The sequence below is a fragment of the Sorangium sp. So ce1153 genome, from assembly GCF_051521595.1.
Taxonomy (GTDB): Bacteria; Myxococcota_A; Polyangia; order Polyangiales; family Polyangiaceae; genus Sorangium.
Genome location: NZ_CP150361.1, coordinates 2,331,357 through 2,346,828, shown reverse-complemented (window position 1 = coordinate 2,346,828; position 15,472 = coordinate 2,331,357). Strand labels below are relative to the sequence as shown.

At 73.0% G+C, this 15,472-nt stretch carries 10 protein-coding genes and 1 pseudogene; 1 reads left to right on the top strand and 10 read right to left on the bottom strand.

The features are described 5' to 3' along the window. Positions 1-32: 32 nt before the first annotated feature. The 9 genes and pseudogenes from WME85_RS08060 to WME85_RS08020 all read right to left on the bottom strand — a co-directional run. Complete coding sequence (locus tag WME85_RS08060; RefSeq protein ID WP_437836733.1) at positions 33-671, bottom strand: lysophospholipid acyltransferase family protein; 639 nt, start codon at positions 669-671, stop codon at positions 33-35. Between the two features lie 254 nt (positions 672-925). After that, positions 926-2,374: a GuaB1 family IMP dehydrogenase-related protein gene (locus WME85_RS08055; protein ID WP_437836731.1), complete on the bottom strand. Its 1,449-nt coding sequence runs from the start codon at positions 2,372-2,374 to the stop codon at positions 926-928. Between the two features lie 165 nt (positions 2,375-2,539). Next, the gene (locus WME85_RS08050; protein ID WP_437836729.1) at positions 2,540-3,865 is read right to left on the bottom strand and encodes a glycosyltransferase; all 1,326 of its coding nucleotides are present in this window, start codon (positions 3,863-3,865) and stop codon (positions 2,540-2,542) included. 8 nt (positions 3,866-3,873) lie between these two features. Further along, a complete protein-coding gene (locus tag WME85_RS08045) occupies positions 3,874-5,058 on the bottom strand; it encodes a glycosyltransferase family 4 protein (RefSeq protein ID WP_437836727.1) in 1,185 nt (394 codons plus the stop codon). Next, a complete protein-coding gene (locus WME85_RS08040; RefSeq protein ID WP_437836724.1) occupies positions 5,055-7,679 on the bottom strand; it encodes an efflux RND transporter permease subunit in 2,625 nt (874 codons plus the stop codon). The genes WME85_RS08045 and WME85_RS08040 overlap by 4 nt, the downstream gene beginning before the upstream one ends. Positions 7,680-7,819: 140 nt before the next feature. Then, positions 7,820-9,409, bottom strand: coding sequence for a glycosyltransferase (locus tag WME85_RS08035; RefSeq protein ID WP_437836722.1), 1,590 nt, complete (start codon positions 9,407-9,409; stop codon positions 7,820-7,822). 252 nt (positions 9,410-9,661) lie between these two features. Then, positions 9,662-10,663, bottom strand: coding sequence for a glycosyltransferase (locus tag WME85_RS08030; RefSeq protein ID WP_437836720.1), 1,002 nt, complete (start codon positions 10,661-10,663; stop codon positions 9,662-9,664). A 4-nt stretch (positions 10,664-10,667) separates the two neighbouring features. Continuing rightward, positions 10,668-11,210, bottom strand: a complete 543-nt coding sequence (locus tag WME85_RS08025) for an isochorismatase family protein (RefSeq protein WP_437836718.1) — start codon at positions 11,208-11,210, stop codon at positions 10,668-10,670. A gap of 104 nt (positions 11,211-11,314) precedes the next feature. Next, a pseudogene (locus WME85_RS08020) lies at positions 11,315-11,872 on the bottom strand (DNA-3-methyladenine glycosylase I); the annotation flags it as partial. Positions 11,873-12,190: 318 nt separating this feature from the next. On the opposite strand from WME85_RS08020, the gene WME85_RS08015 reads away from it, so the two are divergent. After that, positions 12,191-13,699: a serine/threonine-protein kinase gene (locus WME85_RS08015; RefSeq protein WP_437836716.1), complete on the top strand. Its 1,509-nt coding sequence runs from the start codon at positions 12,191-12,193 to the stop codon at positions 13,697-13,699. A 182-nt stretch (positions 13,700-13,881) separates the two neighbouring features. On the opposite strand, the gene WME85_RS08010 is transcribed toward WME85_RS08015, so the two are convergent. Beyond that, positions 13,882-15,213 carry a glycosyltransferase family 4 protein gene (locus WME85_RS08010; protein ID WP_437836714.1) on the bottom strand — a complete coding sequence of 444 codons (1,332 nt, stop codon included), beginning with the start codon at positions 15,211-15,213 and terminating at the stop codon, positions 13,882-13,884. Positions 15,214-15,472: the final 259 nt, after the last annotated feature.

Below are 15,472 nucleotides of genomic sequence, written 5' to 3'. Positions count from 1 at the left end.
GCGCGCGGCTGGGCCGCGCCGCCGGCTCGGGCTCACGGGTGCTGTACGGCCTCGTTCGCCGGGGCGCTCCTCGCGCCGAGCGTGATCTCGCTCATCCGGCTCGCGTGCTTTCCCTCGATGCCCTCGTAATGGCGGCGGATCGTCGCCATGTCGGCCTCGATATCGCCCGTCGGGTAGAAGACGTGGAGGATCCCTCCTCGCTTCCGGGGGAAATCGAGGTAACCGAGGAGGATCGGGACGCCGGCGCCGAGCGCCACGTAATAGAAACCAGTCTTCCACCGCTTCGTGCGCGAGCGCGTGCCCTCGGGCGCGATGATGAGATGGAGCTCGTCGCGCTGCTTGAGCACGTCGACCACGGCCGCGACGAGGTTGTTCCGGTCGCGGCGGTCGACGGGGACGCCGCCGAGCCACCGGAAGAACCAGCCGAACGGCGGCTCGAAGAGGGTGTGCTTGCCGAGCCACGAGAACTCGAGGTCGAGCACGTAGCTCACCCCGAGCGTGAACGGGAAGTCCCAGTTCGATGTGTGAGGCCACGCGATCAGCACCGCCTTCGGCGGGAGATCCGTCACGCCCTCCACGCGCCAGCCGAAGACAGAGAGCCAGGTATGGCCGACCCCCCGGCGAATCGCACGGCGGACGGCTGAAAAACGCGGGGCAGGTTCGCTCGGCATGGATGACCTCGACGGCTAAGCAGCCGGAGGTTCGTCGTGGACCGAGTGGATGTCACGTCACGCTTCCGTCATCCCTGCCCCGCGATCCGCTGCGCGCGCCGCGCGCCGCGCGCTCAACGTCGCGCGCTCAGCGCCGCCGCGCGCTCAACGCCGCCGCGCGCTCAACGCCGCCGCGCGCTCAACGCCGCCGCGCGCTCAACGCCGCGCGCTCAACGCCGCCGCGCGCTCAACGCCGCGCGTTCAGCGCCGCGCGTTCAACGTCGCTCAAGCCCGTGCGGCTTGCCCTCGCCATAGCCGGCCAGCGTCTGCACCCCGATGACGGCCTTGTCGTGGAGCTCGTCGAGGTTCGCCGCGCCGGCGTAGGTGCACGCCGACTGCACGCCGGTGATCATCTCGATCAGGATGGCGCCGACGCTCTCGCGCCCCTCGTGGATGTAGATGCGCGACGTCGAGATGCCCTCGCGGAAGAAGACCTTCTTGGCCCGCTCGAACGGGTCGAGGTCGGCGGTGCGCTCGCTGACCGCGCGCGCGCTCGCCATGCCGTAGTTCTCCTTGTAGAGCAGGCCGTCGCGGTCCTCCATCACGTCGCCCGGGCTCTCGTACGTGCCGGCGAGGGTCGTCCCGACCATGACGCGCGAGGCGCCGGCGGCGAGGTAGAGCGCCACGTCGCGCGGGTGCCGCACGCCGCCGTCGGCCCAGACGCGCTTGCCGTGACGGCTGGCCTCGCGGGCGCACGCGAGCACCGACGAGAACGTCGGCCGCCCGGCGCCGGTCTGCATGCGCGTCGTGCACATCGCGCCGGGGCCGACGTTCACCTTCACGATGTCCGCGCCGGCCTCGATGAGCTCCCGCGTGCCCTCCGCCGTACAGACGTTGCCGGCCACGAGCGGGACGGCGTCGCCGACTGCGGCCCGCACCGCCCGGACCGCCTCGATCATCCGGCGCTGGTGGCCGTGCGCCGTGTCGAGCACGATCGCGGAGACGCCGATCTCGAGCAGCCGGGCGGCGCTCTGGGCCGCCTGCGCCGAGATGCCGAGCGCCGCCGCGACCATGAGCTCGCCGCGGTCGTCGCGCGTCGGCTTGAGCAGCTCGAGGCGCACGGCGTCGTCGCGGGTCAGCACGCCGTGGAGCCGCCCGTCGGCGTCGAGCACGGGCACCGCCTTCACGCGCGCTTCCTCCATCAGCAGGAACGCCGTCCGGTTCGGCGTGCCGGCCGGGATCGTGATGAGGCGCGACGACATGAGCGCGGACGCGGGCGTGTACTGATCGCGGTTGCGCAGGTCGGCGTGGGTGACGATGCCGATCGGGCGGCGCTCGTCGTCGACCACGACCACCATGTCGTGCGACCGCTTCCGGATGATGCCGTGCACGTCGCGGAGCGTCGCCCGAGGCGAGACCGAGAGCGGCGTGTCGTACCGCGGGTCGGCGCGCTTGATGTGGCGGACGATGCGCTCGACCGTGTCGAGATCCATGTCCTGCGGGAGCACGCCGAGACCGCCGAAGCGGGCCATCGTCTCGGCCATCCGCTTGCCGGTGACCGCGTTCATGTTGGCGGAGACGATCGGGTGCGAGCCCCCGGGGAAGTCCGTCGGGCGCAGGTCGGTGTCGAGGCGGGAGCCGCCGGCGAAGTACCCGGGGGTCAGGAACACGTCTTCGAGGGCGAGCTCGAGGTTCTCGTCACGCTCGGGGTGGAGAAAGCGCATGCAGGGCTCCGATCAGGGGTGGTGGCGCCGCGGCCACGCGCCGACGTGGCGGCGGCGGCCACGCGCCGACGCAACGGCGGCGGCCGCGCGCCAGTCTAGAGCACGGCCGGCGCCGCGGCGCCGGCGCCAGCCTCGAGATCCCGCGCCGGCGGCGTGCCCCGCGGCTCAGCCGGCGCGGCCGCTGGCCGCCGCCCGGATCACGCCGTCCAGGATCTCGGCGATCCTGGCCGCTGCCGCCTCGGACGAGAGCTCGCGCGGCGGCTCGACCGGGACAGGCAGCGCGCCCGTCTCCCGGAAGCGCGCGAGGTGGCGCGCGAGCGCGGCGGCGACGCCGTCGATGTCGTCCGGCGCGACGCGCGCGTTGTCGCTCCGGTACGCGAGCAGCTCGTCGAGCTCCCGGGTCGCGATGGCGCTGACCATCGGCATCCCGGACGCGATGTAGTCGTACGTCTTGGCGGAGATGCGCAGCACCACGTGGGGGCTGCACATGGTGAACAGCACGTGCGCCCGCCTGAGCTCCCCGAGCACCTCGCGCTGCGGGATCGCGGGGAGCGCCTCGACGAAAGGCGCGAGCCCCATCCGCTCGAAGCAGGCGCGATCGTAGGCGGACATCCGGCCGATCTGCCGCAGCACGACGTCGCCGGGCGCGAGCCGCTCGCGGTCGATGAGCCGCCGCAGCGCGGCCCCGATCAGCTCGGCGGAGGCCTCCTCCCGCAGGGTGCCGAGGTGCAGGATCACGAAGCGGCGGGGCGGCTCGGGCGCGGGCGCCGGCGCGTACAGCGAGAGGTCGAAGTGGTTCCGCACGACCGAGGACTTCCCGACGAGCCCGGGGAAGCGCGCGCGGTACGCCTCGAGCGCGGCCTGCGTGTTGAGGATCACGTGATCGGCGGCCTCCAGCCAGCGCCGCTCCAGGCGCGGCACGATCGCGCGCCGCGCGCGCTCGGCCAGGCCGGACGGCGGGCCGTTCCCCGTCTCGTGGAGCGAGTAGGGGTCGCGCAGGTCGAGGACGAGCGGCACGCCGAGCTTCCGCTTCACGTACACGCCGACGGGGCAGGCCGAGTAGGGGCCGGCGCTCACCACCACGGCCCGCGCGCCGGTGCGGCGGGCGGCGGCGACCGCCGCCCGCGCCCCGTGCGGCGCGTGCGCGATCCAGCGATCCGTGAGCGCCTGGAACGGGCGGAGCCCCACGAGCGGCCGCGCGCGCGGCGGCCCCGCGAGCGGCGCCCGCGCGCGCAGGGCGCGGACCGCGGCCTCCGCGGCGAGGACCGCCGGATCCAGGTACTCGTCGACGACCTCGACCTCGGGCGGCAGCGCGGCGAGGAGCCCTTCATCGCGCGGATCCTCGGGGAAGGTCCCCGACAGGACGGCGGGACGGAAGCCGTGGCGCGGCAGGTGCCGCGCGAGCTTCACCCAGCGGAAGGCGCCCACGCTCGTCTGGGGCGCGAAGGCGGGCGAGATCACCAGGAACGGGCGCACGGTCGCGGGCTCCATCGCGCGGGTCAGGCGCCGCGGGGCCGCTGCGCGCCCTGCGCGAGCAGGTCCGCGTACAGCGCGAAGAGCGCGTCGAAGTGCTCGTCGCTGGCGGGCAGCCGCTCGCCCGCGGCGCGGGCCGCCGCGACGCGCTCGCCCCGGGGGCGCTGCAGCATCCGCTCGATCGCGGCGGCGACCTCGGCGGCCGAGGCGCGCGGCGGGTAGGCCTCGGCGGCGCCGGGGCTCACGAAATCCATCGCCGCGCCGGCCGCGGGGACGACCAGCGGCAGCCCCGAGCAGAGCGCCTCGCCCAGCACGAAGCCGAACGTCTCGGCGGCGCCCCCGTGGACGAACACGTCGGCGCTGGCGAGCAGCGCCGCGTAGGTGGCGCGGTCCTTCGCGAAGCCGAGGAAGCTCACCTGCGGCAGGCTGGCCGCGCGGCGCTCCAGGCGCGCCCTCTCGGGCCCGTCGCCGAGCACCGCCAGCGCCACCGGGCGCCGCGCCGCGAGCTCGCGCGCGGCGTCGATCACGAGGGCGACCCGCTTCTCGACGGCCAGCCGGCACGCGACGAGGAGCACCGCGGCCGAGGGCTCGTCAGCGAACCTGCCGAGCAGGCTCCGCCGCGTCGCGTCGTCCGCGCGGGAGGGGTCGAACGACTCGCGCCGCACGCCGAAGGTGACGCGGTGGACGCGCTCGCAGCCGTGCGCGCGGAGCTGCTCGGCGATGAACGTCCCGGGGGCGATCGTCGCGTCGAAGCGCCGCGACAGCGCCCGCGGCCAGGCGAACAGCGCGCCCTCCACGGCGCGCGCGACGGCGCGCGGGCGCACCCGGTCGAGCAGCGGCGCGGCGTACGTGCTGATCTGGTCGGAGTGGTACACGAACGTGCGGAGCGGGACCGAGCGCTCGGTCGCCGCGACGAGCGCGGCCGTGTACGGCGCGCTCGCCTGCAGCACGTCGGGCGCCTCGCGGCGGATGATCGCGCGCACCGCGCCGAGCCGCAGGAGCGCGTGGTAGGTCGGGTCGTACGGCATCGCCGGGCCGGCCACCCGCACGATGCGCCCCCGCTCGAGCTGCACGACCTCGTCGCGCGGCCCGGGCGCGACGACGACCACCTCGTGGCCGCGCCGGCTGCCCTGGCGCACGAGCTCCTCGAGGTACGACCGCACGCCGCCCCCGCGCGACGAGAAGAACTCCGCGACGTCGAGGATCTTCATGAGTGGCTGCTCCCTCTCCAGAGCAGGCCGCCCTTCCACATGCCCCGCAGCGCCCGGGTGCGGTTCATCACGTGGAGCAGCGCCGGGAGGAACAGGAGGGCGCTCGCCACGCACGCGATCTCGCCGCTCACCGCGACCCAGCCGAACGAGTTCAGCGCCTGGTTGTCGGCGAAGACGAGCGATCCGTAGCCGAGCACGGTCGTGTAGCTGCAGAGCGCCACCGGCCCGGCCGAGCGCTTCAGCGCGAGCGCCACGTCGCCGCCGAGCAGCCGCGCGCGGTCGAAGACGTTGAACGGGTACTCGGCGCCGATGCCGAACGTGATCGGGAGCGCGATGAAGTTCAGGAAGTTGATCTTCACGTCGAGCAGCGCCATCGCGACCGCCGTCCCGAGCACGCCGAGCACCAGGGACGACAGCACCGAGAGCGCGCCCATCAGGCTGCCGGTCGCGAGCACCACCACGAACGTGACGGCCAGGAACGACACCGCCGTCGCCAGCGGGCCGTCGCGCTCCATCGACCGGATCATCTCGGCGAAGACCGTCGGCCGGCTGGCCGTGACGACGTGCGTGCCGTCGGGGAGGACCACGTTGCCGGTCGTGTTCGCCATCCGGAGGAGGTTCTTGCCGTTCGAGAACGACACGTCGTTCTTGTACTTCACGTAGAACACCGTGCCCACGACGCCGTTGTTCTCCTCGAACCGGCGCCGGATCAGGTCGGGCAGGTCCTGGGGCGTGATCACGCGCAGCGTCTCCGGCGGCTTCATGAGCAGGACGCGCTCCTGCTCCTCCGGGGTCAACGCCCGCAGCACGCGCGGGGTGAGCCGGCTCCGGATCTGCTCCAGGATCTCGATCTTCCGGCGCTGCTCCTCGGGCGTGCCCGGGAGGGCGTCCGCGATGGTCGCGACGTCGGCCACGAGCTTGCCCTGCGGGTCCTTCGCGTCGTTCGCCAGGATCTGCGCCTTGATGGCCGGCACCTGCTCGGGGGTGTCCGCGAGCATCATCGCGCCCGCCACGTTCATCTTGCCGCCGAAGACCTCGGACGCCTTCACCGACCAGCTCCCCGCGCCCCGCTCCCGCGAGCTCTTCGAGCCGAGGCGCGCGAAGTTGTACTCCCACGGGTCCCTCACGTACGCGGGGAGCACCCACGCCGCGAGGACCAGGGTGATCGGCGCGATCGCGAGGATCACGCCCGGCCACCGCCGGGTCGCGCGCGCGAGCGTCCGCGCCCCGGGCCCGGCGGCGCCCTCCTCCGAGACGCGCGGCGCCGGATCGCGCAGCCAGCGCGGGAGCCGCGCCTGGACGCGCTCGATCGCGACGAGCGTCGCGGGCACGAGGGGCACGATGGAGGCCCACACCATGAGCATCCCGACGAAGCCGATCGTGCCGAACTGGCTGAAGCCGCGGAAGTGCGTGATCGTGAGCGATCCGTAGGCGATCGCCGCCACGCTGGCCCCGACGAGCTCGGCCCGGAACGCGTTGACGACCGCCTCGCGCCGCGCCTCGTCCGCCGCCATGCCGCGCGCGCGGAAGTCGCGGTACCGCGACAGGAGCACGATCGGGTAGTTGACCCCGTTGCCGACGATGATCGCCCCGAGGAACGCGCCGACCGTGTTGACGTAGCCGTACGTCGCCGTCGCGAACGCGTAGCCGGCGCTCGCGCCGAACGCCGTGGGCAGGGCGATCACGAGGATCGACCAGGGCGAGCGGTAGTAGGCGACCACGCCCACGAGGATCAGCACCAGCGCGATGACGGTGGCCCACACCGCCTCGCTGACGAGCGACTTCTGCTCGGCGATCGCGTTCGGGATGTCGCCCGCGTACCCGACCTGCATGGCCGGGTGGAACTTCGCGGGCTCGAGGCCGCCGACGAGCGCGGTCACCTGGTCGAGGAGCTGGGCCGCGCTGCGATCGCCCATCCCGGCGCTGCGCGAGACGATCCGGATCGCGACCATGCGCCCGTCGGGCGTGGAGAAGTAGCCGCTCGGGAACTCGTCGATCTTCTTCAGCCGCCGCTCGAGCTCCGCCCAGGTGTCGTCGAGCGACAGGCCCTTCTTGGCCGGCGCGCCCGCCGCCTGCCCCCCGCTCGCGCCGCCGCCCTCGCCGGTGTCCAGGTCGTCGATGAGGCCGCTCCTCAGCGCGAGCTCCAGCTCGATCGCCTCGTCCGCCTGCTCGAGCTCGCGGACGCCCGCGTAGAGCCACTTGTTCGCGTCGAAGAAGCGGCGCACGTCCTTCGTGCCGGTCTCCATGTAGCGGATGAGCGACGCCGGCCCGCACGCCTGCCGGCACGCGTCGTCGGCGCACGCCGCGAGGCAGGCCGCGCGCCGCCGCAGCGGCTCCTCGAGCTGCTCCGAGAGCGCGTCGATGAACCGCTCGTTGGCGGCGCGATCCGGCGACTCGGCGATCACGATGAGCTGCGCGCCGCCGTCGACGCGCCTGGCCTGGCGCTCGTAGGCCATGAACGCCGGGCTGTCGCTCGGCAGGAGCTCCCGGAGCTCCGTGCGCAGCTCGAGCCGCGACGCGTAACCCCAGAGCCCCGCCATGGCGGCGATCGCCAGGCCGATCACGAGCCAGGGACGGCGCCCGCTGAAGTCGACGAGCGCCCCGATCATCCTGAGAATCATGAGAAGAACACCTCGAGCCGGCGCCGGGGAGGCCCGGCGCGGGGCAGGTCTACCACGCGCGCGGCGCGCGGAACGACGGCGAGCGCTCCGCCTCGCGCAGAATCACGCGCCCATCACGCATCGCGCGCAATCACGCGCAATCACGTGCAGAACGACGGCTGGATCCCCTTCGGCCGCGGCGCCGCCGCCGGCCGCAGGTGGCCGAACGCGAAGAGGCCGCCGGTGACGCCGACCCAGGAGCGGAAGTGCCGGAAAGTCTCCAGCCACTGGAGCGCCTTCGGCCCGTCGACGAGCGGGCGGATGCCCGACTGCGCCGCGTGCTCGCGCGCGTTCACGAACGCGTTCGCGAGCATCCGCTGGACCACGTGCGGCGAGGAGCGCTCGCGCGCGCGCTGCGCGGCCGCGCTCCCGAGCCGCGCGGCGGCCTGCGGATCGCGCGCGAGCGCGAGCGCGGCGTTGCCGAACGCGGCGTTCGCCTTGTCCTCCGCGAGCGCGCCGCGGCCCGGATCGAGCAGCAGGCCGTTGTAGCCGCTCTGGATCTGCGAGCTCACGCCCATGCCATCGGCGAACGCGACGGTCGGGGAGCCGCACCAGAGCGCCTCGCTGAGCACGTTGCCGAACGTCTCGCTGAGCGACGCGTGCAGGAACGCGGTCGCGTGCCGGTAGTAGTCCGAGATGCGGCTGTACGGCACCTCGCCCGTCATGATCACGCGGCGGGCGACGCCGAGCTCCCGCGCCAGCGCCGCGTACGCCGCGCTGTCCGGCCCGTCGCCGACGAGCGTGAGCGTCGCCTGCGGGTGGTGCGGCGCGATGTGCTCGGCGAAGATGCGGATCAGCCGGTGCTGCGACTTCTCGCGGGTGTGGCGCCCGGCGCAGACGAAGCGCGGGCCGCGCGGGTCGAGCCCGCGCTCCTCGAGGAGCGGCGCGTACGGGTCGGGGCCGAGCTGGCGATCGAACACGTCCTCCGGCACCATCCGGGGGATGACGTGGATGGGCACCGCCACCCCCCGTTCGCGCCAGTAGTCGCGCAGGCCCTCGCTCAGCACGACGAGCCCGTCGCCCTGGTTGTACAGGTCCACGAAGAGGCGCTCCATCGGCGCGCGCAGCGTCTTGTGGAGCACGGTGTGGACCGCGCCGATCCGGGAGACGCGCTCCGGCAGGAGCACGTCGTACGCGGCCGCGAGGTGCGTCGTGTTCACGCAGAGCAGCGGGGTGCCGCGCATTTTGCGCAGCCAGATGCCGAACTCGACCAGGAGCGTCGTGGTCTGGGCGAAGCAGATGTCGAAATCCCACCGCATGGGGTCGAAGACCGCCGAATCCAGGGGAATGGGCAGGTGCACCCCCGGGTAGGTGCGCAGCGGCAAGCTCGGCAGGGCGACGGTGCCCGGCGGTATCTCGTCGGCCGTGGCGTCCGGATCCCGAGGTCCGATCAGTGTTGCCTGGTGACCACAGGTGTTGAGCGCGCGATACAGGGCCCGGGTCTGGAAGACGGCCCCGTTTGCGTAAGGAATGCGCGTGAAGTCGCTGAGGATGGCGACCTTGAGCGGCCGCCCGTTGGCTCCGGAGAGGGCAGCGAATGGATTTTCCGGAATAGCCGCTTGCGCCCTGGTGAAGGAATGCCCCCCCCGCGCCGGGCCCGTCGACGGGGTGTGGCGCACCGACGCGATCACCTCGTGCTGTGCGCGATCGCCGCGGTGGTCACCGAGCGGCCGTATTGCATCCATGGTCATCTTCGTTGCTCCTTCGAGAAGCGGCGCGAACCGTGATCGACGACCGATGCACGCGGCGCGACGGGCGGCGATATGACGTTCATGTCGCGTCAGCGACAGCCGCGTCGTTCAGCGCCCGTGGGCCCGGCCTGCTGCTCATCGCAGCAGCCATCCCTCGTTGGTCGATCAGCCTGTCAGCCCAGAATGGTTAGCAAACTCCGTGCCGTTAGCGTCACCCGGGCTGACGGCCAGGGTGCGAACGCGCCACCGCACCTAGTTGTGCGCGCGCGCCTCGTCCAGCGCGATGCGCATCGCCGCTGGCGCGCTCGGCAATGCGCGCTCCAGATCGACGCGCGCGAAGTCGCCGGCGCGGACGCGATCGAAGAAGCGCGCGACGGTGTCCCGCGACAGCGCCGCGAACGAGCTCGCGACCGCGACGCCGGCCCGCTCGGCGACGAGCGCGTTGAGCGTCTGCTCGTGGTGGCGCTCGTCGTGGAGCGCCAGCACCGGCTTGCCGGCGAGCACGCACTCGGCGAGGACGTTGCTGCCGGCGGTGGTCACGACCGCGGAGGCGAGCTCCAGGTGCGCGAGGAACGCGCCGGGATCGAACGGGCGCGCCAGCACGCCGGGCACGTCGAGGCCGGGGGCGCCGAACGCGATGACGCGCTGGCCGGCGCGCGCGACGCGCTCGAGCATGCCGCGCGCGTCGTACTCGCTGAAGTAGCAGACGACCGCGCCGGGCTCGGCGCTCTCGGCGGCGCCCTCGGGCGTGGGCCGGCGCTCCGGGCGCGCGACGATGGTGCCCGGCGTCCTCGGCTCGACTGGCAGGAAGTGAACGGCGACCGCGTGGCGCGCCCAGCTCGACGCCCAGGTCGTGCGGCGGCACGCGAGGACCCTGAGGCGCGGCAGCCCCTCGGGCAGGCGGCAGCGCGAGAAGACGAGATCGTGGCCGAGCGCGATCGCCGGGATCCCGAGCGCGCGCGCCGCGAGCAGCGAGGGCACGTCGCCGTCGCTCACGATGACGTCGGGCCGGAAGCCCCCCTGCTCGACGAGCTCCTTCGCGACGCGGCGCGGGACCTCGATCACGCCGCCGAGGCCTCGGCCGATCGGCCGCACGTGGCGGTGCTCCGGCAGCGCGCCGAGCATCTCCGCCGCCTGGCCGCCGCCGTAGATCCTGAGCTCGTGGCCGCCCTCGCGGAGCGCCCCCGCGATCGCGAGCGCGCGGCTCGCGTGCCCGCGCCCGCGCCCGTGGACGTAGTAGCCGATCTTCGCCACGGGCTCAGAGCTCGATCTGCGCGAGCGGGACGGCGCGGATCTCGCACGGGCGCCCCGCCACCATGACGCCGAAGCCGTCCAGCAGCCGGTTGTGGTGCGCGACGATGGCCGCCGCCGGGAGCGCCGGGCTGTCCGCGGTGCCGTGCGCGTCCGCGGCGAGCGTCACGCCGAAGCCGAGGGTCACCGCGCGCCGGCAGGTGGTGTCCACGCAGAACTCCGTCTTGCAGCCCGCGACGACGAGGTGGTCGACCCCGAGCCGCTCGAGGCGCGCGGCGAGGTCGGTCTCGAAGAACGCGTCGCAGGCGAGCTTGCGGACGCGCTCCTCGCCTTCCGCCGGCGCGATCGACGGGTGGATGTCCCACGCGGCGGAGCCCACCTCCCCCACCTCGTCGTCCTGCACGTGGACCACGGGCACGCCGCGGGCGCGGGCGCGCGAGAGGAGCGCTCGGAGGCTCGCGAGCAGGGCGCTCGCCCCCTGCACCGGGGCCTCCCCGTCGAGCACGCCATTCTGGACATCGATGATCACGAGCGCGCTTCGCTGCTTCATCCGTGCTTCCCCCTGCTCTTCCTGGCGCCCGGGCCGCCGACCGTCTTCTTCGATAGGCTCGATAGGCTCGATGGGCTCGGTTGGCTCGACTGGTTGAGCTGGTTCACCTGGCGGTGGCGAAAGCAGCTCACGAGGTGATCGTTGACCATCCCGGTCGCCTGCATGAGCGCATAGCAGATGGTCGAGCCGACGAACTTGAAGCCGCGACGCAGGAGATCCTTGCTGAGCGCGTCGGAGGTCGCCGTCTTCGCGGGGACCTCCGCGGGCGCGCGGAAGGCGTTTACAACAGGCGCCCCGCCGACGAAACCCCAGAGGTACGCGTCGAAGGTGCCGTGCTCGCGCTGCACCTCCAGGAAGCGCCGCGCGTTGTTGACGGTCGACTCGATCTTGAGCCGGTTGCGCACGATCCCAGGGTCCGCGAGGAGCTTCTCGACGCGCGCCGGCGTGAAGCGGGCGACGCGGGCCGGGTCGAAGCCAGCGAACGCCTCGCGGTACGCCGCGCGCTTGCGCAGCACGGTGAGCCAGCTGAGCCCCGCCTGCGCGCCCTCCAGGGTCAGCATCTCGAAGAGCGTCTGGTCATCGTGCAGCGGCACGCCCCACTGCTCGTCGTGATAGGCGATGTAGTCTGGATCCGAGGTCACCCACGCGCACCGCTCCGGCATCGGCCGCCACTGTAGCAGCCTCGGGTTCCTCGTCGCCGCTCGTCGCCGTTCATTGGCGCTCGTGCCGCTCGTGCCGCGCCGCGCCGCGCCGCGCGCGACGGCGGGCCGTGGTCGGGCCCTGCTCGGCGACGCGCGGCGCGCGCCCGCGCTCACCCGCCCCTCCGGGAAGCGACGTGCGCTTTGACTCCCCGCCAGCGCAGCGCTCCAATGCGGCCCGCGTACCCTGGGCCGCGCCGCACCATGACCGCCTCGAGCAGCCTTCATTCGACGGGATCCCAGGGGCTTCGCAGCGCCAACACGGCGGAGGAGCGCCGCTCGATGGCCCGCGGCCTGCCCACGGCGCTCGTGACCTGGCCCACGTTCGCGGCGCTCGACGTGTTCGTGGTCCTGGCCGTGTTTCCGAGCGCGTCCGTCACCCGGCTGCTGCTCTACCGGCTGCTCGGCGAGGTCATCCTGCTCTGGCTGTTCCTCCTCGCCCGGCGCGAGCAGACCTCGGCCGAGCTCCTCGACGCGGCGCACGTCTTCGCGGTCTGGAGCACGGGGGGGCTGATCTCGGTGATGGCCCTGGAGTTCGGGGATCTCACCTGGAACTACATGCACGGGCTCTCGATCGTGATGCTCGTCGACGCGACGATCCTGCCCACGCACTTCACGCGCTCGCTCCGGATGACGCTCCCGGTGGCGCTCAGCTTCCCGATCATCATGGGCGCGGGCGCGTCGCTCGACCCGGCGCTCGCGGCGCAGTGGTCGTCGCCGCGGTCGCTCGTGATCTTCACGTGCAACTACATCTTCGTGCTCGCCACCGCGATCCTCGTGTCCGCGGCGAGCCACGGCCTCTGGTCGGCGCGCCAGCAGGTCTACGAGGCCCGCAAGCTCGGCCGCTACCGGCTCGTGGCGCCGGTCGGCCGGGGCGGGCAGAACGAGGTGTGGCTCGCCTGGGACGAGTCGCTGCGGCGCGACGTGGCGCTGAAGCTGCTCCGCAGCGAGAGCAAATCGGAGGGCGACGTGCGCAGCTTCGAGCGCGAGGCGCGCGCGACGAGCCGGCTCACGTCGCCGCACACGATCCGGATCTTCGATTTCGGGGCGAGCAGCGACGGCATCTTCTACATCGCGATGGAGCACCTGGCCGGCGCCGATCTGGCCACCCTGGTGCGCGATCACGGCCCGATGCCCGCCGCCCGCGTCGTTCACTTCGCGCGGCAGGCCTGCCTCTCGCTCGCCGAGGCGCACGACGCGGGCGTCATCCACCGCGACATCAAGCCCCACAACCTCTACATCACGCGCGTCGGCGACGAGCAGGACGTGCTCAAGGTGCTCGACTTCGGGATCGCCAAGCAGGTGACCCTGGAGGGAGACGCGAGCATGACGGACGTCGGCGTGATCAAGGGGACGCCGACGTACATGTCCCCGGAGATGATCTCGGCGGGCACCGTCGACGCCCGCAGCGACATCTACTCGCTCGGGGTGACGCTCTATTACCTGCTGACGGGGGTGGCCCCCTTCGACGCCCGGAGCTTCGGCAAGCTCGTCTATTCCCACATGACGATGCCGCCGATCCCGCCCTCGCTGCGCGCGCCGTGGCCGCTCTCGTCGGAGCTGGAAGAGGTGGTGATGCGGTGCCTCGCCAAGAGGCCTGGCGACCGCTACCAGAGCGCGCGCGATCTGCTCGCCACGCTCGACGCGTGCGCGCCCACGCCGCCGTGGACGCCGGAGGACGCGAGGAGCTTCTGGGCGGCGCGCGCCGCGATGCCGCGCCCCGAGCCCCCGCCGCCCGACCCGGGCCCCACCGTGCGCCTGCGGCCGGACAAGGCCGCCTCGGCGGCCTGAGGCCGAGCCAGGGGCGCGCGACCCGCGAAGAAGGGCGCGCGCCGGTGGTGGCCCAATTTGCCTCGGAGTGATTCACATGAAGGCGGGAAGGCAGGAAGATTATTGATTTTCTCTTCCCGCCTTCCCGCCTTCATGTTCAAATCCGGCCACCGCCCGCGCGCCGGCGACGGGCGCGCGCCGCTTCAGGCCTGGCTCGCCCCGAGCTGCACGGCCTCGGGGAACCGCCGCGAGGCGGGCGCGGGCGCCCACCGACGCGACGAGGGAGGCGGCGCATCGAGCTGGAGCACAGGGCGCCTCTCCAGCGCCGGCACCGGCACCGGCACCGGCACGGAGACCGGGACAGGCAGGGGCCGCTCGCCCCGCGCCGCGAGGATCGAGTTGTAGAACGCGCGGGCGCTCTCGTCCCACCCGGAGCACCCGGCGAGCGCCGAGATCCGCTCCGGATCGTACGGCGCGTAGGCCGCGCGCGACATGGCCGCGCCCAGGGAGGGCAGGTCGCCTGGTGACACGAGCTCGCCGAGCTCGGGGCTGCACAGCACGTCGGGGATGCCGCCGACGTCGGTCGCGACGACGCGGCGCCCGGACGCGAGCGACTCGATGACGACGTTGGGCGTGCCCTCGTGATGGCTCGGCAGCACCAGCGCGTCGCACGCGGCGACCCAGCGCGCCACCTGGTCGTGCGGCAGCCGACCCGTCAAGTGGACGCGGCTGCCGAGCCGCTCCGCCGCCGCGCGGCAGGCCTGCTCGTCAGCGCCGCTCCCGACCAGCACGAGGTCGAGATCCGGGTGCGCCGGGGCGATCCGCTCGAACGCGGCGATCGCGTCGAGCGCCCCCTTGTCGCGGAGCAGGTGCCCCACGTAGAGCAGCAGCCGGCGCTCCGCGGAGCGGCCCAGGGCCGCGCGGGCCTCGCCGCGATCGCGCGGGCGGAACATGGCGCGATCGACGCCGTTCATCACCACGTCGATGCGGTCGCGCGGGACGCCGAGCGCGTGGACCCCGTCCGCGAGCTTCTTGCTCACGGCGACGACGCGCGTCGCCCGCCGGAGCCCCCACTCCAGCGCCGGCCGCACCGCCGGCTGCTGCGAGAGCACGTCGATGTCCGAGCCGTGCACCTTGACGACCGCGGGGACGCCGAGCAGCTCCGCGAGGCACACGGCGGCGAAGCCGTCCGGATAGGCGAACGAGCCGACGATGACGTCCGGCGCCGGATGCTTGCGCGCGAGCTCGACGAGCATCGAGGCCGCGTAGAGCGGGCCATTCAGGTAAGGAGCCACCTTGGGGAGATACAGGAATCGCGGGTGGCGCACCGGCAACCCCTCGATCACCTCCTCGCGAGGCGCCTCGGTCGACACTGACCACTTGGAGAACCTGGACGCGCCAGGAAACCAGGGAATGGTCGCGAAGACGTCGATATCGCAATAGCGCGACAGCGCGGCGAACTGCCGGCGGTTGAACGGCGCCTGGCCAGGGTTCATCGCGTTCGGGAAGATCTTGGTGATAAGCAGGACGCGCATTACCTCTGCTCCTCCGGACTCGCCCGCTTGGCTCGACAGGCCTTCTCCGATAAGGGGTGCGCGGCGATTGCCGCGCGGTCGGGCCACACCGAGCAGAGAGCATGCCACCGCGGAGAAGCTGGAATCGAAGCGAGAACAGGAGCAACCAGGCCAGATCGACGGCACGCGACAGGCCACCCTGCCCCATTCGAGGCAATTTGGCACAAACGGGAAGCGGACTCTGCGGGTGCGACCTTTCCGCAGACAGCGCTTTTGTACA